Origin of the sequence: Streptomyces sp. NPDC059875, assembly GCF_042731085.1 — a bacterium.
In the GTDB taxonomy this organism is placed as follows: domain Bacteria; phylum Actinomycetota; class Actinomycetes; order Streptomycetales; family Streptomycetaceae; genus Streptomyces.
Genome location: NZ_JBHWJZ010000039.1, coordinates 1 through 24770 on the forward strand (window position 1 = coordinate 1; position 24770 = coordinate 24770).

General features: G+C 72.4%; 22 protein-coding genes. 7 read left to right on the plus strand and 15 right to left on the minus strand.

Annotation, left to right across the window (positions count from 1 at the left end):
- Window positions 1-72: 72 nt before the first annotated feature.
- Both ACFV9D_RS33000 and nadE read right to left on the minus strand, forming a co-directional pair.
- Entirely contained in the window at window positions 73-462 is a 390-nt protein-coding gene (locus tag ACFV9D_RS33000) for a VOC family protein (RefSeq protein ID WP_385154556.1), read from the minus strand.
- Window positions 463-575: 113 nt separating this feature from the next.
- The gene (gene nadE / locus ACFV9D_RS33005) at window positions 576-1406 is read right to left on the minus strand and encodes an ammonia-dependent NAD(+) synthetase (RefSeq protein ID WP_385154559.1); all 831 of its coding nucleotides are present in this window, start codon (window positions 1404-1406) and stop codon (window positions 576-578) included.
- 294 nt (window positions 1407-1700) lie between these two features.
- On the opposite strand from nadE, the gene ACFV9D_RS33010 reads away from it, so the two are divergent.
- Entirely contained in the window at window positions 1701-4691 is a 2991-nt protein-coding gene (locus ACFV9D_RS33010) for a carbohydrate binding domain-containing protein (RefSeq protein ID WP_385154562.1), read from the plus strand.
- Between the two features lie 62 nt (window positions 4692-4753).
- Here ACFV9D_RS33010 and ACFV9D_RS33015 read toward each other — a convergent pair whose 3' ends face one another.
- The 6 genes from ACFV9D_RS33015 to ACFV9D_RS33040 form a co-directional block, all read right to left on the minus strand.
- The gene (locus ACFV9D_RS33015; protein ID WP_385154565.1) at window positions 4754-5050 is read right to left on the minus strand and encodes an STAS domain-containing protein; all 297 of its coding nucleotides are present in this window, start codon (window positions 5048-5050) and stop codon (window positions 4754-4756) included.
- 102 nt (window positions 5051-5152) lie between these two features.
- Window positions 5153-6739: a molybdopterin-dependent oxidoreductase gene (locus tag ACFV9D_RS33020; protein WP_385154568.1), complete on the minus strand. Its 1587-nt coding sequence runs from the start codon at window positions 6737-6739 to the stop codon at window positions 5153-5155.
- Between the two features lie 64 nt (window positions 6740-6803).
- Window positions 6804-7718 (minus strand): amino acid ABC transporter permease, encoded by a 915-nt coding sequence (locus ACFV9D_RS33025; RefSeq protein ID WP_385154571.1) that lies wholly within the window; start codon window positions 7716-7718, stop codon window positions 6804-6806.
- Window positions 7715-8380: an amino acid ABC transporter permease gene (locus ACFV9D_RS33030; protein WP_362358443.1), complete on the minus strand. Its 666-nt coding sequence runs from the start codon at window positions 8378-8380 to the stop codon at window positions 7715-7717. The genes ACFV9D_RS33025 and ACFV9D_RS33030 overlap by 4 nt, the downstream gene beginning before the upstream one ends.
- Window positions 8381-8390: 10 nt before the next feature.
- Entirely contained in the window at window positions 8391-9236 is an 846-nt protein-coding gene (locus ACFV9D_RS33035; RefSeq protein WP_385154574.1) for a glutamate ABC transporter substrate-binding protein, read from the minus strand.
- A 42-nt stretch (window positions 9237-9278) separates the two neighbouring features.
- On the minus strand, window positions 9279-10061 hold the full coding sequence (locus ACFV9D_RS33040; protein WP_385154577.1) for an amino acid ABC transporter ATP-binding protein: 783 nt from the start codon (window positions 10059-10061) through the stop codon (window positions 9279-9281).
- Window positions 10062-10185: 124 nt separating this feature from the next.
- On the opposite strand from ACFV9D_RS33040, the gene ACFV9D_RS33045 reads away from it, so the two are divergent.
- From ACFV9D_RS33045 to ACFV9D_RS33065, 5 genes are read left to right on the plus strand one after another with little or no spacing between them, the layout of a single operon-like run.
- The gene (locus tag ACFV9D_RS33045) at window positions 10186-11697 is read left to right on the plus strand and encodes an ABC transporter substrate-binding protein (protein ID WP_385154580.1); all 1512 of its coding nucleotides are present in this window, start codon (window positions 10186-10188) and stop codon (window positions 11695-11697) included.
- Window positions 11694-13427 (plus strand): ABC transporter permease subunit, encoded by a 1734-nt coding sequence (locus tag ACFV9D_RS33050; RefSeq protein ID WP_385154583.1) that lies wholly within the window; start codon window positions 11694-11696, stop codon window positions 13425-13427. The genes ACFV9D_RS33045 and ACFV9D_RS33050 overlap by 4 nt, the downstream gene beginning before the upstream one ends.
- A complete protein-coding gene (locus ACFV9D_RS33055; RefSeq protein WP_385154586.1) occupies window positions 13414-14370 on the plus strand; it encodes an ABC transporter ATP-binding protein in 957 nt (318 codons plus the stop codon). Before ACFV9D_RS33050 ends, ACFV9D_RS33055 begins: the two co-directional genes overlap by 14 nt.
- The gene (locus ACFV9D_RS33060; protein WP_385154589.1) at window positions 14367-15041 is read left to right on the plus strand and encodes an ATP-binding cassette domain-containing protein; all 675 of its coding nucleotides are present in this window, start codon (window positions 14367-14369) and stop codon (window positions 15039-15041) included. The genes ACFV9D_RS33055 and ACFV9D_RS33060 overlap by 4 nt, the downstream gene beginning before the upstream one ends.
- A complete protein-coding gene (locus tag ACFV9D_RS33065) occupies window positions 15038-16261 on the plus strand; it encodes an MFS transporter (protein ID WP_385154592.1) in 1224 nt (407 codons plus the stop codon). The genes ACFV9D_RS33060 and ACFV9D_RS33065 overlap by 4 nt, the downstream gene beginning before the upstream one ends.
- Here ACFV9D_RS33065 and ACFV9D_RS33070 read toward each other — a convergent pair.
- The 5 genes from ACFV9D_RS33070 to ACFV9D_RS33090 all read right to left on the minus strand — a co-directional run bounded on the left by ACFV9D_RS33070 (window position 16240) and on the right by ACFV9D_RS33090 (window position 21671).
- Window positions 16240-16908: a TetR family transcriptional regulator gene (locus ACFV9D_RS33070; protein WP_385154595.1), complete on the minus strand. Its 669-nt coding sequence runs from the start codon at window positions 16906-16908 to the stop codon at window positions 16240-16242. The two genes, ACFV9D_RS33065 and ACFV9D_RS33070, sit on opposite strands and share 22 nt — an antisense overlap.
- Window positions 16909-16974: 66 nt before the next feature.
- Complete coding sequence (locus tag ACFV9D_RS33075; RefSeq protein ID WP_385154598.1) at window positions 16975-18819, minus strand: bifunctional sugar phosphate isomerase/epimerase/4-hydroxyphenylpyruvate dioxygenase family protein; 1845 nt, start codon at window positions 18817-18819, stop codon at window positions 16975-16977.
- 16 nt (window positions 18820-18835) lie between these two features.
- A complete protein-coding gene (locus ACFV9D_RS33080; protein WP_385154601.1) occupies window positions 18836-19696 on the minus strand; it encodes a shikimate dehydrogenase in 861 nt (286 codons plus the stop codon).
- Window positions 19693-20169 (minus strand): type II 3-dehydroquinate dehydratase, encoded by a 477-nt coding sequence (gene aroQ / locus ACFV9D_RS33085; RefSeq protein WP_385154604.1) that lies wholly within the window; start codon window positions 20167-20169, stop codon window positions 19693-19695. The genes ACFV9D_RS33080 and aroQ overlap by 4 nt, the downstream gene beginning before the upstream one ends.
- 128 nt (window positions 20170-20297) lie before the next feature.
- The gene (locus tag ACFV9D_RS33090) at window positions 20298-21671 is read right to left on the minus strand and encodes an MFS transporter (RefSeq protein WP_385154607.1); all 1374 of its coding nucleotides are present in this window, start codon (window positions 21669-21671) and stop codon (window positions 20298-20300) included.
- A gap of 255 nt (window positions 21672-21926) precedes the next feature.
- On the opposite strand from ACFV9D_RS33090, the gene ACFV9D_RS33095 reads away from it, so the two are divergent.
- Window positions 21927-22247, plus strand: coding sequence for a hypothetical protein (locus tag ACFV9D_RS33095; RefSeq protein WP_385154610.1), 321 nt, complete (start codon window positions 21927-21929; stop codon window positions 22245-22247).
- 7 nt (window positions 22248-22254) lie between these two features.
- Here the strand turns inward: ACFV9D_RS33095 and pcaD are convergent, their stop codons facing one another.
- Window positions 22255-23409: a 3-oxoadipate enol-lactonase gene (gene pcaD, locus ACFV9D_RS33100; RefSeq protein ID WP_385154613.1), complete on the minus strand. Its 1155-nt coding sequence runs from the start codon at window positions 23407-23409 to the stop codon at window positions 22255-22257.
- Window positions 23406-24731, minus strand: coding sequence for a 3-carboxy-cis,cis-muconate cycloisomerase (pcaB, locus tag ACFV9D_RS33105; RefSeq protein WP_385154616.1), 1326 nt, complete (start codon window positions 24729-24731; stop codon window positions 23406-23408). Before pcaB ends, pcaD begins: the two co-directional genes overlap by 4 nt.
- Window positions 24732-24770 lie beyond the last annotated feature (39 nt).

Consider the following 24770-nt stretch of genomic DNA (forward strand, 5'->3'; position numbering starts at 1 on the left):
CGCGGGGTTGGGCGCCGCCCGACCGCCCCCGGCCCGCCCCCCGCGCATGGGGCCGGGCCGTCGCCGTACGGCTCAGTTCTCCTGGATGACGGAGAGGACGTTGCCCGCCGGGTCGGTGAACCAGGCGATCGCCGCCGGACCCTCGGGGCCCTTGACGATGCCCTTGGCGTCGTGCGTGAACTCCGGGTAGCGCTCCAGGCTGATGCCCCGCTTCCCGAGCTCGTCCACGGCGGTCTCGATGTCGTCCACCGGGAAGTTCAGGATCGTGAAGGAGGCGGGCGTGTGGCTGTCCTTGGGATAGACGAAGACATTCGCGCCGCTCCCCAGCTTGATCGTGAGCATCCGCATCTCCCCCTCTCCGGTCTCCTCCACCTGGAGGCCGAGGGTGTCGCCGTAGAACTGGCGGGCCTTGCCGAGATCGTCGACCGAGAAGCCGCTGAACGCCTTCGACTGTCCGAACATGCGGTTGTCTCCTTCGCGTGTGCCGTTCGGGATTTCCGAGGGCACACCAAGCCGACCACCCTCCGGACGCGCGCCACGCGGGCTCGCGTCCGGATGGTCGTCGCACGTCACCCTCAAGGAGCGATCGGCAGCCGCCGCTTGTGGTCGGTGAGCTCGTAGCGGCGGACGATCGAGGCGAAGGCGGCCTCGCCGACCGGCTTGCCCTCCAGGAAGTCGTCGATGTCGTCGTACGTCACCCCGAGCGCGTCCTCGTCGGGCTTGCCCGGGTCGAGGGTCTCCAGGTCGGCCGTGGGCGTCTTCCACACCAGCTCGGAGGGGGCGCCGAGGGCCTCGGCGACGGCCCGCACCCGGCGCTTGGTCAGGCCGGTCAGGGGGACGACGTCGGCCGCGCCGTCGCCGTACTTGGTGAAGAAGCCGGAGACGGCCTCGGCGGCGTGGTCGGTGCCGACGACGAGACCGTCGTGGGCGCCCGCGACGGCGTACTGCGCGATCATCCGCTGCCGGGCCTTGATGTTGCCCTGGACGAAGTCCTGGTGGTGGGCGTCCCGGAAGGTCACACCCCCGGACAGGGCGGCGTCGAGGGCCGCGTCGCTCGCCGGCCGGACGTCCACGGTCAGCACCCGGTCGGCGGCGATGAAGCCCAGGGCGAGCTGGGCGTCCTTCTCGTCCGCCTGGACGCCGTACGGCAGGCGCATGGCGTAGAAGGTGGCGTCGTGTCCGGCGGTACGGGCCCGCTCCACGGCCAGCTGGCAGAGGCGGCCGGCGGTCGTGGAGTCGACGCCGCCGCTGATCCCGAGCACGAGGCTGCGCAGTCCCGTGGAGGTGAGACGCTCGGTGAGGAAGGCCACCCGGCGCTCGATCTCGGCGAGCGGATCGAAGGTCGGGGAAACCTCGAGTTCCCGGGCGATCTGCTGTTGCAGGGCGATGGACGCCTCGTCGGTCACGGAGTGCTCCTCGGGGTGGTTTCGGCGGTACGGGCGCGGGCGCGGGTCCGGTGCGCCGGTCAGGCGCCCGCCCCGAGCCGGTGTCGACTCTATGCGGCACGCGCCCCGGGCACCGCACAGGCCCTTGCGTGGGCGGGCGGCCCCCCGCCCACGACGAATCGCGTCGGGACTCTTTACCGCTCTGTCATGCACGGGTAACTTTCGCTGTCGCAAGCGCTTGCAGCAACTTGCCGGTCAATCTTTCAGAACTCGCCACGACCTCCCCGTCGCGGCGCCGCTCCGGAGAAGAGACGCATGCGACGCACCCCCTTCCGGCGGTTCGGACCCGCCCCAGCGGCGGCCGTGGCCGCCGCCTGCCTGCTCGGGCTGCTCTCCGCCGCACCCCCGGCCGAGCCGCCCCACGTGTCCGCGGCGCCCGCCGCGGCCGCCGAGAACACCGCGACGGTCTTCTACTACACGAAGACGAAGAACTGGTCGGCCCACAACCTCCACTACGCGCCCGACGGCGGCGCCTGGACCACCGTCCCCGGCGTCGCGATGGAGGCGGCCTGCACGGACTGGGTGAAGAAGACGGTCGCCCTGGGCTCCGCCGAGGGACTGCAGGCGACCTTCACCAACGGCGCCGGCACCTGGGACAACAACGGCGGCGCGAACTACGACCTGGGCACCGGGACCCTCACGGTCAAGGACGGCGTGGTCGCCCACTCCGACCCGTGCGCCGACGACCCGGGCGAACCGACCGAGCCCGGCAGCCAGGCCACCGTCTACTACTCCACGGCCGCCCTCGGCTGGACCACCGCCAACCTGCACTACGCCCCGGCCGGCGGCGCCTGGACCACCGTCCCGGGCATCGGCATGGAGGCCGCCTGCACCGGCTGGTGGAAGCGGACCGTCGACCTGGGCGCGGCCACCGCCATGAGCGCGGTCTTCAACAACGGCAACGGCGTCTGGGACAACAACAACGGCGCGAACTACGCGCTCGCCGCCGGCACGACCACGGTCGAGGACAAGGTCGTCACGAGCAACGCCGCGAACCCGTGCGCCGCCGAGGTCCCTGACACCCAGGCGCCGACCGTGCCCGCCGGACTCGCCGCGAGCGCCGACGGCACCTCCGTCGTCCTGACCTGGCAGCCGTCGAGCGACGACAAGGGGGTGACGGGCTATCAGGTGACCCGCACCGGCGGCACGCGCGGCACAGTGGTCACCGACGTGGGCTCCACCGTCTTCTCCGACACCGGTCTGGAGGAGCGGACCGCCTACACCTACACGATCAAGGCCCTCGACGCGGCGGGGAACGCCTCGGCCTCCTCCGCTCCGGCGCAGGCGACCACCGGCGCCGCGCCGCCGGCACCCGACCCGGGCCGTCCGCTCGCCACTGACCCGCGCAAGGACCCGATCTACTTCGTCCTGACCGCCCGCTTCAACGACGGCGACACGTCGAACAACCGGGGCGGGAGCCAGCACACGAAGTCGGGCAACGCCGCGAACGACGACCCCATGTTCCGGGGCGACTTCAAGGGTCTGGTGAACAAGCTCGACTACATCAAGGGGCTCGGCTTCTCCGCCGTCTGGATCACGCCCGTCGTGCTCAACCGGTCCGACTACGACTACCACGGCTACCACGGCTACGACTTCTACAAGGTGGACGCCCGCCTGGAGTCGGCCGGCGCCTCGTACCAGGACCTGATCAACGCGGCCCACGCCAAGGGCATGAAGATCTACCAGGACGTCGTCTACAACCACTCCTCCCGCTGGGGCGCCAAGGGCCTGTTCACCCCGAAGGTGTACGGCGTCCGCGACAGCCAGTGGAGCTGGCACTACGACGAGCCCAACGCCTCCTTCGAGTACGACGGACTGACCGTGGAGCCGAAGTCCGGGAAGTCGTACTACAACGGCGACCTGTGGTCGACGGCCGAGCCGACCGGCAACACCTGCGTCAACTGGGGCACCCCGACCCAGTACACCTCCCCGGAGGGCTACCGCATCTACAACTGCCAGTGGCCGAACCCCACGTCCGGCATGTTCCCGAAGTCGCTCTACCACAACTGCTGGATCGGCAACTGGGAGGGTGAGGACTCCCGTTCCTGCTGGCTGCACGACGATCTGGCCGACTTCAACACCGAGTCCGCGCCGGTGCAGAACTATCTGATCGGGGCTTACAACAAGTACATCGACATGGGGGTCGACGGCTTCCGGGTCGACACCGCCGTCCACATCCCGCGCACCACCTGGAACCGCCGCTTCCTGCCCGCCATCCAGGAGCGCGTCACCCAGAAGTTCGGCGCGCAGGCCGCGAAGAACTTCTTCGTCTTCGGCGAGGTCGCCGCCTTCGTCAACGACAAGTGGAACCGCGGCTCGGTCAACCACTCCGCCCAGTTCTACACCTGGAAGGAGCGCGAGGAGTACGACGCCGACGACGCCAAGGCCGCCCTGGAGATGTACGACCACGAGCAGCAGCTCGGCCCGTCCGGGCAGCCGACGTCGAACAACGCCTTCCTGAACGGCAACAGCTACCACGAGCCGGATCACAGCCGGTTCTCCGGGATGAACGTCATCGACATGCGCATGCACATGAACTTCGGCGACGCGCAGAACGCCTTCGGCAACGGCAAGGACTCCGACGACAGCTACAACGACGCCACCTACAACGTCGTGTACGTCGACAGCCACGACTACGGGCCCAACAAGAGCAGCGAGCGCTACGCAGGGGGCACGGACGCCTGGGCGGAGAACATGTCGCTGATGTGGACCTTCCGCGGCATCCCGACGCTGTACTACGGCTCCGAGGTCGAGTTCCAGAAGGGCAAGAAGATCGACTGCGGGCCCACCTGTCCGCTGGCGACCACGGGCCGCGCCTACTTCGGCGACCATCTCGCGGGGGACGTGAAGGCGTCGGACTTCTCCACCGTCGAGTCGGCGAGCGGCGCCGTCGCCCAGACCCTGGCGCAGCCGCTGGCCCGGCACCTCCAGCGGCTCAACCAGATCCGCCGGGCGGTACCGGCCCTGCAGATGGGCCAGTACTCCACGGAGGGCGTCAGCGGCTCGATCGCGTTCAAACGCCGCTACACCGCCGGCGGTACGGACAGCTTCGCGCTCGTCGCCGTCACCGGTGGCGCGACGTACACCGGCATCCCGAACGGCACCTACACCGACGCCGTCACCGGCGACCAGCGGGTCGTCACGAACGGCACGCTGAGCGTCGCCGCACCGGGGAAGGGCAACTTGCGGGTGTTCGTGCTGAACGGACCCGGCCGGATCGGTACCGCGGGGCCGTACCTGAAGTAGCGGTCCCGCGGCTGGGAGGGGCCGGTGGGCCGGGACGGTGATCGCCGCCCCGGCCCACCGGTCTACGCGGCGAGGCGCAGCAGCCGCAGCACGACTCCCGGGGGTGCGTCGATGCGGTAGCGACGCCCCCGCCGGGACCACTGGTCCAGGACCCCCAGCAGACCGGAGTCGCAGAACGTGACCCGCGAGGCGTCGAGGACGAGGTCGGTACAGCCCTCCGCGGCGGCGGAGGCGAGTATCGCCCGGAGGGGTGCGGCGCTGTAGTGGTCGATCTCGCCCATCAGCCGGACGAGCAGGGTCGTGGCGCCGACGTGTGCGCAGGAGTGGACGACTATCGGTGCGGTGCTCGCGGTACTCACGTACCCATCAACGGCCCTTCGGACCGCTCGGGCGAACGCGGCACGCCGCCCGGTCACCCCACCGGGCAGCAGTGATCCACTTCCGGGGGACACCGGCCCGGGTCATTCGACCGTCACGACGACGGTGTGCCATCCGTCGGCCCCGTCGGGCATCGGGTCGGTGCGGCGTTCGGTCTGGGTCTCCCCCGTGCCGTCGGTGGCGCGGACGGTGAGCGAGTGGCGGCCGGGGGTGGCCTCCCAGGGGTACACCCACTGGCGCCAGGTGTCCCTGGTGTCCTCGGCCGCGAGCCGTGCGTCGTGCCAGGGGCCGTCGTCGATCCGGACCTGGACGCGGGCGATGCCCCGGTGCTGGGCCCAGGCCACCCCGGCGATCATCACGGTGCCCGCCCCGGGGCGGGCGAGGGAGCGCGGGGTGTCGATCCTCGACTGGGTCTTGACCGGCGCCCGGTCCGCCCAGCCCCCTCGCACCCAGTACGCGTCGTAGGCGTCGAAGGTGGTGAGCTCGATGTCCACGATCCACTTGCAGGCGGAGACATAGCCGTACAGGCCGGGTACGAGCATCCGGACGGGGAAGCCGTGGTCGAAGGGCAGGGGCTCGCCGTTCATCCCGAAGGCGAGGAGGGCGTCGCGGCCGTCCATCACGTCCTCGACCGGGGTGCCGATGGTCATGCCGTCGACGGAGCGGGCGACGAGCTGGTCGGCCGGACCGCCTTCGGACGGCGGCCGTACGCCCGCCTCGCGCAGCAGGTCGGCGAGCCGGACGCCCAGCCAGCGGGCGTTGCCGACGTAGGGGCCGCCGACCTCGTTGGAGACGCAGGCGAGGGTGATGTCGCGCTCGATCACGGTGCGGCGGAAGAGATCGGGCAGCGTGAAGAAGCGTTCCCGGTCGACGCCCAGGCCCCGGATCCGCAGCCGCCATTCGTCGGCGTCGACCTTGGGCACGACGAGCGCGGTGTCGACGCGGTAGAAGTCCTTGTTCGGGGTGACGAAGGGGCTGATGCCGGCGACGTCCAGTTGCGCCCCGCGCGGGACGGCCGGCGCGGCGGACGCCGGCCGGGGCAGCCGGAGCGCCGTACGGGAGGCCACGGCGTCCTGACTGCGGGTGCCTCCGAGCGCCCGGCCGAGCGCCGCCACGCCGGTCGCCGCGACGGCCGTGGCGCCGGCGGTCAGGAGGAAGCTCCGGCGGCTCGCGCGGGCGGCCCGTTGCGGTGCGGCCGAGGGTCGCGGGGCGAGCAGGCGGCCGATGAGCACGTACAGCAGGGCCGCTCCGGCCGCCGCGCCGACCAGCGAGGGAAGCATGTCCGTCGCGGAGTCGGAGTCCGGGCGGCCGGCGGCGGCGAGGGCCCCGACGACGCCGAAGGACAGCACGCCCGCCACGGCGGCCGGCCGGCGCCGGAGCGCCAGCACTCCGATGGCCGCGGCGAGGAAGGCCAGGATGAGGAGGATCCCCAGCAGCAGGACGGCCTTGTCGCTCTCGCCGAAGGTGCGGATCGCCCATTCCTTGACCGCCGCCGGGGTGAGGTCGATGACCGCTCCCCCGACGGCGGTGACGGGGCCCGCCTCGGGGCGGACGGCGGCGGCGACGAGCTCGGCGACGGCGAGGGAGACGTACGCGGCGAGCAGCCCGCCGAGCGCGGCGAGCAGACGGTCGGTGCGGGTGGGCTCGCGCGGGGTCTGGGAGGTGACCATGCCTCATCGTGCCCACAGGGGTCGGCGCGCCGTCCCCCGGACACACCCCCACGTAAGACAACCGTCACTTGTCGCCGTCGGCCGGGCCGATGTGTTCGCCGGGCCGCGCGAGCTCCTCGACCGCGTCGACGCCGACCACCGCGCCGGTGGACTTCTTGGCGCGCCGCAGCCTGCGTTCCAGCCAGCTCGCGAAGGTGGTGAGCGCGAAGTTGAGGATGACGAAGATGACGGCGACGACGGTGAAGCTGGCGATGGTGTTCGCTCCGTAGTTCGCGCTCATCGGGCGTACGGACGCGAGGAGTTCGGAGAAGCCGAGCATCGCGCCGCCGAGCGCGGTGTCCTTGACGATGACGACGAGCTGGCTGACGAGCGCCGGGAGCATCGCGGTGACCGACTGCGGCAGCAGGACGTTGGTCATGGTCTGGCCCTTGCGCATCCCGATCGCCTTGGCGGCGTCGGTCTGGCCGCTGGGCAGGGACAGGATGCCGGCGCGGACCACCTCGGCGAGGACCGAGGCGTTGTAGAGGACGAGTCCGGTGACGACCGCGTAGAGGGGGCGGTTCTCCGGGCTGATGTCGGTGAACTCGGAGTAGGCCGCGTTGGCGAAGAGCATCAGGATCAGCACGGGGATGGCGCGGAAGAACTCCACGATCGTGCCGGCGACGCCGCGGATCCAGAGGTGGTCGGAGAGCCGTCCGATGCCGAGGAGGGCGCCCACGGGGAGGGCGATGATCACGGCGAGCGCGGCGGCGATGAGGGTGTTCTTCAGGGCGGGCAGGAGGAACGTCGTCCAGGTACGGGAGTCCGTGAAGAACGGCGACCATTTGGCCCATTCGAGCTGGCCCTGGTCGGCGAGGGTCACCAGGACCCACCAGATCAGGCCGGCGACAGCGAGCAGGAACAGCAGGGTGTAGAGGAGGTTGCGCCGCTTGGCGCGCGGGCCGGGGACGTCGTAGAGGACGGTGGGCTTCTCCTTCATCGCTTCACCGCCACCTTCTTGCTCACCCAGCCGAGGAAGAGCCCCATGGGGAGCGTGAGGCAGATGAAGCCGACCGCGAAGATCAGCGAGATGAGGATGAGCTGGGCCTCGTTCTCGATCATCTCGCGCATCAGCAGGGCGGCCTCGGCGACACCGATGGCGGCGGCCACGGTGGTGTTCTTGGTGAGCGCGATCAGTACGTTGGCCAGCGGTCCGACGACCGAGCGGAACGCCTGCGGCAACACGATCAGGCGCAGCACCTGGGGGAAGTTGAGGCCGATGGCGCGGGCTGCCTCGACCTGGCCGAGGGGGACGGTGTTGATGCCGGAGCGCAGCGCCTCACAGACGAAGGCGGAGGTGTAGGCGATCAGTCCGAGGACCGCGAGCCTGAAGTTGATGGTGGTGAAGTCCTCGGCGCCCATGTTGACGCCGAGGGTCTGGAACAGGCCGAGCGAGGTGAAGACGATGATCACCGTGAGGGGGATGTTGCGGACGATGTTGACGTAGGCGGTGCCGAAGCCCCGCATCAGGGGGACGGGGCTGACGCGCATGGCGGCCAGCAGCGTCCCCCAGATCAGGGAGCCGATCGCGGAGTAGACGGTGAGCTGCACCGTCACCCAGAACGCTCCCAGCAGGTCGTAGCCTTCGAGGAAGTCGAACACGGCGGCCCACTTACTTGACGATGACGCCGATCTCCGGCGCGGGCTCGTTCTGGTACTCGGCCGGGCCGAAGTTCTTCTTCACGGCCGCGTCCCAGGAACCGTCGGCGACCATCTTCTCCAGGGCGTCGTTGATCTGCTGCTTCAGTTCACTGCCCTCCTGGACACCGATTCCGTAGTTCTCGTTGCTCATCTCGAAGCCGCCGAGCTTGAACTTGCCTTCGAACTCCGGCTGCGAGGCGTATCCGGCGAGAATCGCGTCGTCGGTGGTCACCGCGTCGATCACACCGTTCTCCAGGCCGGTGAGGCACTCGGAGTAGCCGCCGTACTCCTGGAGCTGTGCGTCGGGGGCGATCTTGTCCTTGACGTTCTGCGCGGACGTGGAGCCGGTGACCGAGCAGAGCTTCTTGTTGTTCAGATCCTCTGGCTTGGTGATGGAGTTGTCGTCCGCGCGGATCAGCACGTCCTGGTGGGCCAGGAGGTACGGACCGGCGAAGTCGACCTTCTCCTCCCGCTTGTCGTTGATCGAGTAGGAGGCCGCGATGAAGTCGACATCGCCGCGCTGGAGCATCGTCTCCCGATCGGCGCTCTTGGCCTCCTTCCACTCGATGTCACCGGGATCCCGGCCGAGCTGCTTGGCGATGTACGTGGCCACGTCGACGTCGAAGCCTGTGTAGGTGCCGTCGGGCGTCTTGAGCCCGACGCCGGGCTGGTCGTACTTGATTCCTACGGTGATCTTGTCGCCGTCGGAGGCGGACCCGCCCCCGCCGCCGTCGTCGCTGCAGGCGGCCATGGAGAAGGAGAGGGCGAGCGCGGCGGCCGCGGCCACGCCGGCCTTGGTGAGCTTGCGCGGATTCATGTGATCACCCCTGGGGCTGCTGTGCGCGCGGTCGGCCGCGGTTCAGTGGTGCAGGATCTTCGAGAGGAAGTCCTTGGCGCGGTCGCTGCGCGGGTTGCTGAAGAACTCTTCGGGTGTGGTCTCCTCCACGATCCTGCCGTCCGCCATGAAGACCACGCGGTTGGCGGCGGAGCGTGCGAAGCCCATCTCGTGGGTGACGACGACCATGGTCATTCCGTCACGGGCGAGTTGCTGCATGACCTCCAGGACCTCATTGATCATCTCGGGGTCGAGCGCGGACGTGGGCTCGTCGAAGAGCATCACCTTCGGCTCCATGGCCAGGGCCCGGGCGATCGCGACGCGCTGCTGCTGGCCGCCGGAGAGCTGGGCGGGGTACTTGTCGGCCTGGTTGGCGACCCCGACGCGGTCGAGCAGCTCGCGGGCCCGCTTCTCGGCGGCCTTCCTGTCCTTCTTGCGGACCTTGATCTGGCCGAGGGTGACGTTCTCGAGCACGGTCTTGTGCGCGAAGAGGTTGAAGGACTGGAAGACCATGCCGACATCGGCGCGGAGCGCGGCGAGTTCGCGGCCCTCGGCGGGCAGCGGCTTGCCGTCGATGACGATCTCTCCGGAGTCGATGGTCTCCAGTCGGTTGATGGCCCGGCACAGGGTCGACTTCCCGCCGCCGGACGGTCCGATCACGACGACGACCTCACCACGGCCGACGGTCATGTCGATGGCCTGGAGCACGTGGAGCGCACCGAAGTGCTTGTCGACGTTCTTCAGTACGACGAGCTCGTCGGGCATGGCAGCCTCCTGGGTCGCCGCCCCCACCCTTCTCACGTTCATGCTCCGCCCTCGGCCGATTTACTGCACGCCGGGCGTACGCCGATCGAGCGACATGAAAACGATTGTCATGATGATATGGTCAAGCCCTCAACCACTTGTCGCACCTCCCGTTGGGGCACCTCCCTTGCGCCTGCACGAAAACTCCCGCATACCCCGCCGCGCCCTGCTGACCGCCCTCTCGGTCGGCGCCGCCGCGGCCCTGCTCACCGGCTGCTTCGCCCCCACCGGCACCGAGGCGAAGGGGTCGGGCGACGCCCGCGTACGCCTCGCGATGATGCAGCCGCCGCGCTCCGGGCTCTCACCCCTGTCGGACGACGCCTTCAAGCTGTCGCGCTGGTCCGCCGCCGAGACGCTCGTCGGGCTCGACCGGGACGGGAACGCCGTCCCCGCCCTCGCCACCCGCTGGCGGCAGACCGACCGGACGTGGACGTTCACGCTCCGCAAGGGCGTCACCTTCCACGACGGCACGGCCCTCACTGCCAGTTCCGTGGTGACCTCGCTGACCGCCGCCGCAGGCGCCTCCCCCAAGCCGCGCATCCTCGACGGCGTCGACCTCACCGTCCGCGCCGCCGGCCCGCACACGGTCACCGTCACGACGGCCGCCGCGGACCCCCTCGTACCGCAGCGCCTCAGCTCGCCGCAGCTGTCGATCCTGGCCGCCAAGGCGTACCGGGGGAAGACCGTCAACCCGGTCGGCGCCGGCACCGGCCCCTTCGAGCTGGTCGAGGTGAACGGCACGGCCTCCGCGACGCTGAACCGGTACGACGGCTACTGGGGCGGCCGGGCCAAGGCGTCCGGCATCGACGTGAGGTTCGTGCCCGACGGCACCGCGCGGGCCGCCGCCCTGCGCAGCGGCGAGGCCGACATCGTCGAGGCCGTGCCGGTCTCCCAGGCCGCCCTGCTCGACCCCGAGCTGATCACCGAGGTGCCGATGCCGCGCACCAACACCCTCTACCTCAACACCGCGTCCGGACCGTTCAAGGACGCCCGGCTGCGCGCGGCGGCCCGCGAGGCGATCGACGCCCGCAAGATCGTCGAGGGCGTGTACGAGGGCAGGGCGGACGTCGCCCAGGGGCTCCTCGGACCGGCGCTCCCCTGGGCCGCCAAGCTGCGCGGGACCGTCCCGCACGCCGCGGCCGCCGACCCGAAGGGCGCCCGGATCACCATCGGGACCTTCACCGACCGCGCCGAACTGCCCGAGGTCGCCCAGGTGCTCCAGCAGCAGCTCCAGGCAGCCGGCTTCACCGTCACCCTCGACGTCCGCGAGTACGCCCACATCGAGGCGGACGCCCTGGCCGGAAAGTTCGACGCCTTCATCCTGTCCCGGGCGACCGTCCTCGACTCCGGGGACCCGGCCGCGTACCTGTACAGCGACTTCGCGGACAAGGGCTCCTTCAACCTCTCCCAGCTCTCCGACCCCGTCGTCGACCGGGCGCTGACCGCGGCCTCGGGAAGCGCGACGGGCGACGCCCGCCGCCGGGCCGTCATGAACGCGGAGGCCGCCGTTCTCGCCACCGACGCGGCCGTCCCCATGCTGCACGAGCGCGTCGTCCAGGGCGACGCGGCCGACGTCACCGGCGCCGCACACGACCCGCGGGAGCGCGAGCTCGTCACGATCGACACCGCCGTCCGGTGAGAGCGGGCCTGGCGAGGGCGGCCGGTCTGGTCGCCGTACTGACCGTGGCCGGGCTGCTGCCCTGGCTGTCCGGGAAGGACCCCGCGCTCAGCGTGCTGCGCGCGAGGTCGGCCGAACAGGAGCCGACGCCCGAGGCGTTGGCCGCCATCCGGGCGGACCTCGGCCTCGACGCGGGCCCGCTCGGACTGCTCGGCCGCTGGGCGGGCGGGCTGCTGCGGGGCGATCTCGGCACCTCGTGGGTGTCCGGCACGGACGTGCTGCCGGCGGTGACCGCCGGTCTTCAGGTCTCGCTGGCGCTGATGGGCGCGGCGCTCGTCGTGGCGCTCGCCGTCGGCTGCGCGCTCGCCGCGCCCGTCCTCGTGCGGGGTCGGGGCAGTGCGGGTGCCGTGGCCGCTGTCCTCGCCGCCGTGCCCGAATTCCTGCTGTCCCTCGGTCTGTTGATCGTGGCCGGCGTCTGGCTCCGCTGGTTCCCCACGTCCGGCTGGGCGGGGCCGCAGCACCTCGTCCTGCCGGCGCTCGCCCTCGGAGTCCCGGCGGGCGCACTGCTCGGCCGGCTGGTCGCCGACGCACTGCCGTCCGTGCTCGACGAGCGCTGGGTCGAGCTGTGGCGCGGTGCGGGCGTCGGCCGGACGCAGCTCGCCGCGGCCGCCGTCCGCCGGGTACTCCCGCCGCTGGTACCGCAGTTCGGGATGGTCGCGGTCGGTCTGACCGGCGGCGCGGTCGCCGTCGAGACGGTCTTCGCGATCCCGGGACTCGGGCGTACGGCCCTGGGCGCGGCCAAGTCACAGGACCTGCCGCTGCTCCAGGGGACGGTCCTCGCGCTGCTCGCACTCGGGCTCCTGACGGGTGTGCTCGCGGCCGTCGTGCGCCGCGGGCTGCTCGGTCCCGCGCTGCGCGACGCGAGCCTCACCCTGCCCGCCGCCCGCCCCGCCCGCGTCCCCCCGGCCGTTCCGGTGGTCCTCGGCGCGGTGCTCGTCGCCGTGGTCGGCTGGGGGTTGCTGCGCGAGCCGTACGCGATCGACACCGCGGCCCGGCTCGCCGCGCCCTCGGCGGCGCACCCGCTCGGCACCGACGCGCTTGGCCGGGACGTGCTGGCCCGGCTCGGGCACGGCGCCGCCTCGACGGTCGGCACGGCGGGGGTCGTCTGCCTGCTCTCGTACCTCCTCGCGCTGGCGCTCGGCTTCCTGCCGAACGTGGCCTCGGGTCTCGCCGACATCGCTAACGCCGTACCGCCCGTCGTGGCGGGCATCCTCGTCGGCGCCGCGACGGGTCCCGGCACGGGCGCCGCCGCGCTCGCCGTCACGCTCGTCTCCTGGCCGCCGCTCGCGGCCCACGCCGCGGCCCTCACCCAGGAGATACGGGCCTCCGGCTTCCTGCTCGCCCAGCGGGCGATGGGCGCGAGCCCTTTGTGGATCCTCGGCCGGCACGTCCTGCCGTCGGTGGCGGCGCCGGTCGCCCGGCACGCCGTCCTGCGGCTGCCCGGCATCGCGCTCGCCCTGGCCTCGCTCGGATTCCTCGGGCTCGGCGCCCAGCCGCCGTCCCCCGAGTGGGGGTTGCTGCTCGACGAGTCCGCCGACTACGTCGAGCGGGCCCCGGTGGCCGCCCTCGCCCCGGCGGTCGCGCTCGCGCTGCTCGCCGCGCTCGCCGTGTCCCTGTCGGGCGCGACACCGCGCCGCGCCCGCATCCGTTCCGTACCGCCGCGCAGGAAGGCGAGCCATGTCCCGGTCTGACACCCTGCTCTCGGTCCGTGAGCTGTGCGTCTCCTTCGACGGCGTGGACGTGGTCCGCGGCGTCTCCTTCGAGGTGCGCACCGGTGAAGTCCTGGCCCTGGTGGGCGAGTCGGGGGCGGGGAAGTCGCTGACCGTCCGCGCGCTGCTCGGCATGGTCCCGCGCGGGGCGACCGTCTCCGGCGATGTCCTGCTCGGGGGCGCCCCGGTCACACCGGCCGACTGGGGCCGCCGCATCGCGCTCGTTCCGCAGGACGCGCTCTCCGCGCTCTCCCCCGTCCACCCGGTCGGCGAGCAACTCGCGCTCGCCCTCCGGTCGGTGCGGGGCATGTCGAGGAAGGACGCGCGGCGGCGGGCCGCCGTCGTGCTCGAGGAGGTCGGCATCCCGGCCGCCAAGTCCCGCTCATATCCTCATGAGTTCTCTGGCGGCATGCGGCAACGCGCCGTCCTCGCCATGGCGTTGGTCAACGAGCCGGAGCTGGTCGTGGCCGACGAGCCGACCACGGCCCTGGACCCCGAGACCCAAGGCCGGGTCCTCGACCTGCTGCGTGAGCACTGCGCGGCGCGGGGCGCCTCGCTCGTGCTCGTCACCCACGCGCTCGACGTCGTACGGGCGCACGCCGACCGCATGGCGGTCATGTACGCGGGTTCCCTGGCCGAGTACGGTCCGGTGGTCCGGGTCCTGGACCGGCCCCTCGCGCCGTACACCGCGGGCCTGCTGGCCTCCCTTCCCACTGCCGACGGGGTGCCCCGGACCCGGCTGCCCGCCCTTCCGGGCCGTCCGCCGACGCCTGGCGAGCTGACGTCCGGGGAGCTGAGGACCGGCTGCGCCTTCGCGCCCCGCTGCCCGCGGGCCACCGACCACTGCCGCACCGCACGGCCTGAGCCGCGCCCCCTCGACGGGCGTGCGGTCGCCTGCCACCACGCCGCCCTGGAGTCCGTATGAGCCCGCTGCTCACAGTCGACGACCTGGTCGTGCGGTACGGGGCGGCCACCGCCGTCGACGGCGTCTCCTTCCATGTGGACGCCGGTGAGACGGTCGGCCTCGTCGGGCCGTCGGGCTGCGGGAAGTCGTCCACGGCGGCGGCCGTCCTGCTGTTGCGCCGACCGCACGGCGGCAGCGTCCGGTTCGACGGTCTGGACCTCACCGCGCTGAGCGAGCGGCGGCTGCGCGCGGTCCGGCCCCGCCTCCAGCCGGTGTTCCAGGACCCGTACGGCTCGCTCAGCCCACGCAGGCGGATCCGGGACCAGATCGCCGAGCCGCTGCGCGTCCAGGGCCGCTGGTCGCGACCCGCCGGCCCCGAGCGGGTCGCCGAACTCCTCGACCTGGTCGGTCTGGACGCGGCCCTCGCGGAGCGGCTTCCGCAGGAGCTGTCCGGCGGACAGTGCCAGCGCGCGGGGATCGCCCGCGCCCTGGCGAGCTCGCCCGACCTGCTCGTGCTCGACGAACCGGTGTCCGCCCTGGACCCGTCCCTGCGAGCGGGGATCCTCAACCTCCTGCTCGATCTGCAGGACCGGCTCGGCCTCGGCTGTCTGTTCATCTCCCACGACATGGCGGCGGTCCGGCACCTGAGCCACCGGGTGCTCACCATGCGCGACGGAAAGATCGTCGCGTGACCGCGCTCGCACGCTTGCTGATTGTCAGTCAGTTCGCGTTCAACGTCGGCTTCTTCGCCGTACTCCCCTATCTCGCCGACCACTTGGGCGGGGCCCTCGGCCTGGGCGGCTGGCTGGTCGGGCTGATCCTGGGCCTGCGCACCTTCAGCCAGCAGGGCCTGTTCGTCGTCGGCGGCGCGCTGACCGACCGTTACGGCGCGCGGCCGGTCGTCCTCGCGGGCTGCGCGCTGCGCGTGGCGGGCTTCGTCTGGCTCTCCCTGGCCACGTCCACCTGGGCGGTCATCGGGGCGGTGGTCCTGGTCGGCTTCGCCGCCGCCCTGTTCTCGCCCGCCGTGGAGACGGAGATCGCGCGCGAGGCGGTACGCCTCGAGGACGGCGGGGGTCCCGTCCGCACGCGGGCGCTCGCCCTGTTCTCGGCGGGCGGGCAGGCGGGCGCGCTGCTCGGACCCGTACTGGGGGCGCTGTTGCTGTACGGCACCGGGGACGGGGCTGCCGGAGGGCACTTCCGGGCCGCCTGTTTGGCGGGGGCCGCGGTCTTCGCCCTCGTCCTCGCCGGGCACTGGTTCCTGATGCCGGGGGCGGCGCCGACGGTCCGACGGCCCCGGACCGAGTGGCGCCCGCTCGTGCGGAACCGCCGATTCCTTGGCCTCGCGCTCGCGTACGCGACCTATCTGCTCGCGTACAACCAGCTCTATCTCGCCCTGCCGGCCGAGCTGGACCGCGCCACCGGCTCGCAGCGGGCGCTCGGCTGGCTCTTCGCGCTGTCCTCCGCGCTGGTCGTGGTCGGCCAGGTGCCGCTGGAGCGGTGGGCGGCGGCGCGGCTGAGCCGGCCCGGGATGGTCCGCGCCGGTCTCGCCCTGATCGCCGGCGCGTTCGCGGCGACCGGCGCCCTGCTTCCGCTGGGCGGGCTGTGGCCCGCGCTCTGCTTCACCGTGCTGCTCACCCTCGGCCAGATGCTGGTGGTCCCGGCAGCCCGGGCGTACGTCCCCGACCTCGTCGACGCCGAGCGGCTCGGCCTGTTCACCGGAGCGCTCTCGTCGGTCTCCGGTCTGGTCGTCCTCGTCGGCGCCGCTCCCGCCGGCGCGCTCCTGGAGCACCGGGGTCCCCTGCCCTGGCTGATCCTGGGCGCGGTCCCGCTCCTGGGCCTGCTGCTCGTCCCGCGCGCCGGACCCGATCCCTCTCCGGCGGTCCGGCGAGGTCAGTCCGTCGAGGTCAGATAGGCGATGACCAGGTCGCCCAGCATCGTCCGGTAGTGCTCGCGGCGGGACGCCTCGGTGAGGTCGCGGCCGAAGAGCGTACGGAAGGTGTGCCGGTTGGAGATGCGGAAGAAGCAGAACGAGCTGATCATCGCGTGCAGGTCGACGGCGTCCACGTCGGCGGTGAAGACGCCCTCGGCGCGCCCGGCGTCCAGGATGCGGGCGATGACGTCGATCGCGGGCGAGCTCAGCGAGCTGAGGCTCGGCGAGGAGGCGATGTGCTCCGCCTCGTGGATGTTCTCGATGCTGACGAGGCGGATGAAGTCGGGGTGGGCCTCGTGGTGGTCGAAGGTGAGCTCGGCCAGCCGGCGGATCGCGGACACCGGATCCAGATGCTCCACGTCGAGCTTCTGCTCCTCGTCGCGGATGACGGTGTAGGCCCGTTCGAGGACGGCCGTGAAGAGCTGCTCCTTGTTGCCGAAGTAGTAGTAGATCATCCGCTTCGTCGTCCGCATCCGGGCGGCGATCTCGTCCACCCGGGCGCCCGCGAAGCCCAGGCGGGCGAACTCCTCCGTCGCCACGTCGAGGATCTCCGCCCGCGTCCGGGCCGCGTCCCGGGTGCGCTTGACGGGCTCGGCGGGCTGGGTGGACGGGGGAACGGCGGCGGCCATGCGGCTCCTCGGGGCGGACTGTCCGGCGTCGGCCAGTCTAGCCGTGGGCCGCTCGGGACCCCGGGGTCAGGCGTGCGCCTGTGCGAGCTGGGCGGCCAGCCGGACGGGCGCGTTCTGGGCGCCGTATCCCCGGTATCCGCCGATGCGCTGGACGAGTTCGAAGAAGACCCGGCCCACGGTGGCGGTGTAGCAGTGGAGGAACTCCCCGTACGCGTCACGGTCGTAGAGGACGCCGAGCTCGGCGTAGGCGGCGAGGGTGCGCGGCTCCAGTTCGTGGCGGGCGTCCAGATCGTCGTAGTAGTTGGCGGGGATGGGCAGGAGGCTCCCGCCGCGATCGCGGATCCGGCGGGCGGCGGTGAGGAGGTCGTCGGTCGCCAGCGCGATGTGCTGGGCGTGGCCGTCGTCGGCGCCCGGCGCGGGGGCGACGTTGAGGACGATGCGTACACCCCCGTCCGCGCCGGCCACCGCCCGGCTGCGGCGCAGCCCGTAGGGGTCGGCGAGGTCCACGCTGTCCTCGGCGGCCAGGCCGAGCACGGAGGTGTAGAAGAGCGCCGCCTCGTCGAACTGGTGCCAGGGCTGGGTCAGCGCGATGTGGTCGATGCGGCGGACCGCGGCGGGTTCGGTGACCTGCTCCGCTGCGTGGGTGAAGTCGCGGGTCCAGCTGGGGTGGTCGGGCGCGTCGGTGCGGCAGAAGAACAACTCCGTGGCATCGGGGGCGGCGACCGCGTCCAGCGGGGCGTCCCCGGGTGCGCGGCGGCGCGGTACGACGGGGGCGAGCATCGCCTCGGCGCGGCGCACCGCCCGGTCGGGGTCGGCCGTCTCCACGCCGACGGCGGCCAGTGCGGGCCCCTGGCGGCCGTTGCCGGCGCCCGTGTTGAGCAGGATCCGCGCCTCGCCCTGCTGCCACAGTTCGACCGGCTTGGAGGTGTGCCGGCCGGTGCGGGTGAACCCGAGCGCGCCGAGTACGCCGCGCAGGGGTTCGGTGTCGGTGGCGGCCAGTTCGGCGAAGGCGAAGCCGGACGGAACAGCGGGGGCGGGTGGGGCGGAGAGCCCGGCGCGCTCCTTCAGGAGGAGCAGGGAGCGCAGCGCGTCGACGGCGGTGGAGGCCGCGCCGGCCTGCCGGAAGACGTCGTTGAAGACCTCGAGCGAGAGCGGCCCGCGGTATCCGGCGCGGACCGCCGCGTCGACGACCGCGGCGACGTCGAGGCCGCCCTGCCCGGGGAAGCAGCGGTGATGGCGGCTCCACTGGAGGACGTCCATCGCCATGAGCGGTGCGTCGGCGAGCTGGAGGAAGAAGATCTTCTCGCCGGGGATGTCCGCGATGCCCGCGGGGTCGGAGCCCCGGGAGAGGATGTGGAAGCTGTCGAGGCACGTGCCGAGGGCCGGATGGTCGGCCCGTTCGACGACCCGCCAGGCATGGTCGTACGTGTGGATGTGGCGGCCCCAGGCCAGGGCCTCGTAGGCGATGCGGATGCCGTGCGCGTCGGCGCGCTCGGCGAGGAGCCGCAGATGTTCGGCGGCCAGCTCGTCGTCGTCGACGGCCTCGGGGTCGACGCTGGAGCAGACGAGGAGGAGGTCGGCACCGAGCCGCTCCATGAGCGCGAACTTCCGCTCGGCGCGCCGGAGATTGCGGGCGAGCCGCTCGGGCGGGACGGCCTCGAAGTCGCGGAAGGGCTGGTAGAGCTCGATGCGCAGCCCGAGGTCGGCGCAGCGCAGCCGGACCTCCTCGGGGCTGAGGGGGCCCGCGAGCAGGTCGTTCTCGAAGATCTCCACGCCGTCGAATCCGGCGGTGGCGACGGCGGTGAGCTTCTCGGAGAGGGGCCCGCTGAGCGAGACGGTGGCGATGGAGGTGCGCGGCGGGTGGTGCGGCGGGGGCGCGGGCACGGGTGTCATTGCGGTCAGGGAGGTCATGGCGCGGCTCCTCCGTTCAGGCCGGGGTGGCGGCGAGATCGGCGAGATGGGCGAGCATGTGCTCGGTGTGGGGTGCGAGTCCGGTGAAGAGCCGGAAGGCGTCGGCGGCCTGGAAGACGGCCATGCCGCCGCCGTCGAGGGTGCGGCAGCCGGCCGCGCGGGCCGCGCGGATCAGTTCGGTCTCCAGCGGGCGGTAGACGACCTCGGCCACCCACAGCCCGGGACGGAGCGCGGCGGCGGGCACGGGGAGCCCGGGGTGGGCGGCCATGCCGGTGGGGGTGGCGTGGACGAGCCCGTCGGCGGCCGCGAGCAGGTCCGCCGCCTCGCTCGCCGCCCCTGCCCGGGCGCGGCCCGGGCCGAAGCGGGCGCCCAGGTCGGCGGCGAGGCGGGCGGCGCGGGTCGGGTCGGTGTCCAGGAGTGTGAGCCGGTCGGCGCCGAGGTTCAGCAGGGCGTGCGCCACCGCGGCGCCCGCCCCGCCGGCGCCGAGCTGGACGACGTCCCGGGTCGGTGCGTCGGGCAGCCCGCGGGCGAAGGACTGGGCGAAGCCGGTGACGTCGGTGTTGTGTCCGACGGCGCGACCGTCGCGGAAGACGACGGTGTTGACGGCGCCTAGTTCGGCGGCCTCGGGGGCGAGTTCGTCCAGGTGCTCGATGACGAGCTGCTTGCAGGGGTGGGTGACGTTCAGTCCGTCGAAGCCGAGGAAGGCAGCGGCGTGCACGAGGTCGCCGACGGCGTCGGGCTCGACGTCGAGGGTGTCGAGATCGAGGGTGCGGTAGACGAGGCGGACGCCGTGGCGGTCGGCCTCGGCCTCGTGGAGGGCCGGGCTCAGCGAGGGGCCGATACCGGAGCCGATCAGGCCGGTGAGGTACGAGGTCATCGGGGGCTCCCCTGGGTGGTGCGGGTCGGCTGGGTGTCGCGGGTGAGCTGGGCGAGGTGGGTCAGCGCGAGGGCGTAGCCGTGGGCCCCGGCCCCGCAGATGACGGCGTCGGCGACACCGGAGACGTAACTGTGGTGCCGGAACGCCTCCCGCCGGTGGATGTTGGACAGGTGCACCTCGACGACCGGCAGCCCGACCGCGGCCAGGGCATCGCGCAGGGCGACGGAGGTGTGGCTGTAGCCGGCGGGGTTGATCACGATGCCGCGGTGTGTGGTGCGCGCCTCCTGGACGGTGTCGATGAGGACGCCCTCGTGGTTGGACTGACGGACATCGACCCGTAGACCGAGCCGCTCGCCGGTGTCGTGGCAGAGGCGCTCGATGGCGTCGAGGGTGTCGGTGCCGTAGATCGCGGGTTCGCGCAGACCCAGGAGGTTGAGGTTGGGCCCGTTGAGGACGAGGACGGGGATCTCCATGAGGCTCCTCATGTACGAACTGGTTAGTTAAGTAAATCGCGCACAGGGCCCCTCGGGGAAGGCCACCGAGGGGCAGCCCGGTGCGCGGAGGAGTACGTCGGTGCGTGTCGGTGCACGCCGGGGTTCCGTCAGAGCGCGGCGGACTCGCGTGCCGGAATCAGCGCTGGCTCGGTCGGGGTGCGCAGCCCGAGTTCGGCGGTGGGCACGCGGTGCGTCTCGCGACCCGTCGCCACGGCGATCGAGCAGATGACACAGAAGACCGCGGTGAAGACGGCGACTCCTTGCCAGTTGTCCCCGTCGGGCCCCGCGATCTGTGCCGCGAAGGTGACCGCGAACCCGGCGACGGCGAAACCGATCTGGGTGCCCACGGCCATGCCGGAGAGCCGGACCCTGGCGGGGAACATCTCGCCGTAGAAGGACGGCCAGATGCCGTTGGCGGCGCTGTAGACGACTCCGAAGAGGAGCAGGCCGGCGGCGAAGACCAGCGGGTAGCTGCCGGTGGAGATCGCCCACAGGTAGACGAAGATCATCACGCCGGAGCCGAGCGAACCGATCAGGAAGACCGGCTTGCGGCCGATCCGGTCCGAGAGCCGGGCCCAGAGCGGGATCGCGAGCAGGGCCACCGCGTTGGCACAGCCGTTGACCCAGAGCATGCTCGTCTTGTCGAGCCCGACGGCGTCGCTCGTGGCGTACGAGAGTGCCCAGACCGAGAAGATCGTGGACACGGTGGCGATCAGGGCCGCCGCCACCACCCGCAGCACATCGGCCCAGTGGTTCCTGAACAGGTACGCCAGCGGCATCTTGGCGACCGCACGCTCGGCCGCGACCTGCTGGAAGACGGGGGTCTCCTCCAGCGTGCGGCGGATGACCCAGCCGGCGACGGCGACGAGGACGCTGAGCAGGAACGGGACGCGCCAGCCCCAGCTGTAGAGCTGCTCGTCGGGAAGCGCGGCGACGGGGATGAAGACGAGGGTCGCGAGGATCTGGCCGGCCTGCGTGCCGTTCAGGGTGAAGCTCGTGTAGTAGCCGCGCCGGTGTTCGGGCGCGTGCTCCAGCGTCATCGCGTTGGCGCTGGCCTGCTCACCGGCCGCCGAGAGCCCCTGGAGCACGCGCATCAGGACCAGCAGGGCGGGAGCGAGGACGCCGGCCTGCGAGTAGGTCGGCAGACAGCCGATGAGGAAGGTGGACAGACCCATGAGGACCAGCGTCCACACCATGATCTTCCGTCGGCCGAGCCGGTCGCCGAAGTGTCCGAGCACCAGCGCCCCGACGGGACGGGCGGCGTAGGCCACACCGAAGGTCGCCAGCGAGATCAGCGTGGCGGTGGCCGGGTCCGACGGGTCGAAGAAGACCTTCGGGAAGACCAGGGCCGCGGCGCTGCCGTAGATGAAGAAGTCGTAGTACTCCAGCGCGCTGCCGATCCAGGCGGCGAAGGCGGCCTTGCGGGGCTTGCCCTGGGGCGGGCCGGCCGGCACCGGGCCGGCCTGCGGGTGAGCGGACACGTGGACTCCTCGGAGTGAGCAGCGTACCCAGGAGCGGGGACGGGCTGCGAGAGGGACGGGGGTCGGCGCCGCGGAGAGGGGCGCCGGAGCGGGTGGCGAGCGACACGCACACCTGACACGTGCAGTTAACGCACTAGATAGTTAATTAACCTGGAGGTGATGCTGCCCCGCCCCCGGAGCCGTGTCAATACATCTCGCCGCAACAGAACACCCGGCTATGCTCAGTGCACTGAGCAACTAGTGGAAGGGCGTCTCATGACGCACGAAACACACCCGTCTCACACCGCCGCGGACTGGTGGGTCACGGCGGTCCAGGGCCGCGAGGCCGCCGCCCGCTCGCTGCGCGACTCGGCGACGGCCGACGATCTGCTGGGCACGCTCCGCGCCCTCGACCACGCCCGGCGCGGCGCGAATCTGAGCGTCGGCGCGGCCGTCGAGGCCCTGCTGGCCTCCGGGCACACCTGGGAGGCCGTCGCCGGGGCGCTCGGCACGGCCGACGCCGACCAGGCCCGCCGGATCTCGGAGGACTGGCGCGCCGAAGCGCGTGAGGCGACGGACGATCGCCTCACGCACTGACACGCGTTCACTCGCCCGGCGCAACCTCTTCCGCGAGGACGCGCTGGGCCACGGCGAAGGCCGCGTTGGCCGCCGGGACACCGCAGTACACCGCGGTCTGGAGGAGTACGGCCCCGATCTCGTCGGGGCTCAGACCGTTGCGCCGGGCCGCGCGCACGTGCATGGCCAACTCCTCCAGGTGGCCGTGGGCGACCAGCGCCGTGAGGGTGACCAGGCTCCGCTCGCGCCGCGACAGCGTGGGGTCGGTCCAGATCTCGCCCCAGGCGTAGCGGGAGATGAAGTCCTGGAAGCGGGCCGTGAAGTCCGTCTGGCGCGCCTGCGCGCGGTCCACGTGCGCATCGCCGAGGACCTGGCGGCGGACCTCCATGCCGCGCTTCGCGCCGCCGCCCGCGAAGTGGCCGCGCAGCGCGGCAAGGACGGCCCCGGGCTGTTCGGCCGGCGCCAGGTGGGAGGCGCCGGCGATCTCGGTGAGCGCCGCGCCGGGCACCGCGTCCGCGATCTCCCGCAGATGGGCCGGCGGGGTCGCCGGGTCCTCGCGGCCAGCGACGAGGAGCGTGGGCGCGGTGATCGACGGCAGCCGGTCCCGCAGGTCGAAGGCGGCGAGCGCGTCGCAGCAGGCGGCGTAGGCGTCCGGGTCGGCCTTCCGGTGGTCGTCGACCAGGGCGGGCAGGGTGAAACCGCGGGTGAACCAGCGGGCGTCGGCGGTCTCCGCGAGTGCCGCCAGACCCTCGCGCCGGACGGTCGCCGCGCGCTCCTCCCACGGCGCGGAGCCGCCGAAGTGGGCGGAGGAGCACAGGACCGCGAGGCGCTCCACCCGCTCGGGGTGGTGCGCGGCGAGGTGCAGGCCGACGGCGCCGCCGAGGGAGACTCCGGCGTACGAGAAGCGTTCGACGCCGAGCCGGTCGGCCAGGGCGAGGACGAGGCCGGCCAGGTCCGCCACGGTCGCACCGGGGCCGATGAGCGCGGCCGGGGAGCCGCCGTGGCCGGGCAGGTCCCAGCGGACGACGCGGTGGGTCACCGACAGTTCGGGGGCGACCGCGTCCCACAGGGCGGTGGAGGTGCCGAGCGAGGGGCCGAGGATCAGGGCGGGTGCGGTGGCCGGCCCCTCGACGCGGTGGTGAAGTCCCTCGTACGGCTGCTGCGGCGGTGTCGCGGTGGTCAAGGTCGCTCCAGGGCGCGGTCGGTCAGGGCTCCGGCAGAGCCGGTGTAGCGGGTGGGGTCGGTGAGATCGCCGAGGTCGATTTCCTTCAACTCCTCGACATGACCGAGGAGTTCCGCGAGCGGGCGCCCCTCCGCTTCGGACAGCCGGGCGAGTTCGGTGAGGAGTTCCTTCGCGCGGGCCCGGCCGAGCACCGGGGTGAGCGCGGCGGACAGCCGCTCCGAGAGGATCAACCCGCCGGTGAGGCCCAGGTGTTCCCGCATGACGTCCGCGTGGACGCGCAGCCCCTCGGCCAGTTCCGCGGTGTCGTGCGCCGCCCCGCCGACGAGTCGGAGCTGGTCGCGCAGCGGTTCCCACTCGGCGTGCCAGGCGCCGGCCGGACGTTCGTCCTCCGCCGCCATCGAGGCGTAGAGAACGGCCGCGAGGTGCGGGGCACGGCGCGCCGCCGCCGCGACGAGCGTGGCACGCACGGGGTTCGCCTTGTGCGGCATGGCGGACGATCCGCCGCCCGCACCTTCCGTCACCTCCGCGATCTCGGTGCGGGAGAGGGTGAGGACATCGACGGCAGCTTTTCCGAGCGCCCCGGCGGTGAAGGCGAGGGCGCCCGCGAGGTCGGCGATCGGGGTGCGCAGGGTGTGCCAGGGCAGCGCGGGTGTCGCGAGGCCGGTCTCGTGGGCGTAGGCCACGACGAGCCGTTCGGCGCCTCCGGTCGACTCGTTCCCGTACGCGGCGAATGCGGCCAAGGTCCCTGCGGCGCCGCCGAGTTGGGCCGGCAAGGCGTCCCGTACGGTACGGAGCCGGTCCCGGGCGTCGAGAATCAGCGCGCGCCAGCCGGCCGCCTTGAGTCCGAAGGTGGTGGGCACGGCGTGCTGGGTGAGGGTGCGGCCGGGCATGGCCGTGTCCCGGTGGGCGGCGGCCAGGGCGGCCAGCGCCGCTTCCGTACGGTCGAGGTCGCCCAGAACCAGGTCGAGCGTGCGGCGCGCGACCAGCATCGCCGCGGTGTCCATGATGTCCTGGCTGGTCGCACCCCGGTGGACGTACGCCCGCCACTCCCCCGGCACAGCGGCCGTCAGGTCGGCGACCAGCGGAATGACGGGGTTGCCGCCGGCGCGGGCGCGCAGGGCGAGAGTGCGCACGTCGAAGCGGGAGACGTCGGCGGCAGCCGTGACCGCGTCGGCGGCGTCGGCCGGCGCCTGCCCGCAGGCCGCCTGTGCGCGCGTGAGGGCCGCTTCCGCGTCGAGTAGCGCCCGCAGGAACGCGGTGTCGCCCGTCGCGGTCTCGGCCGGGCAGCCCGCCCGCCCCGGGGCGAGCAGTCCGGCGTCCACGGGAGCGGGATCGGGATGGGGATGGGGATGGGGATGGGG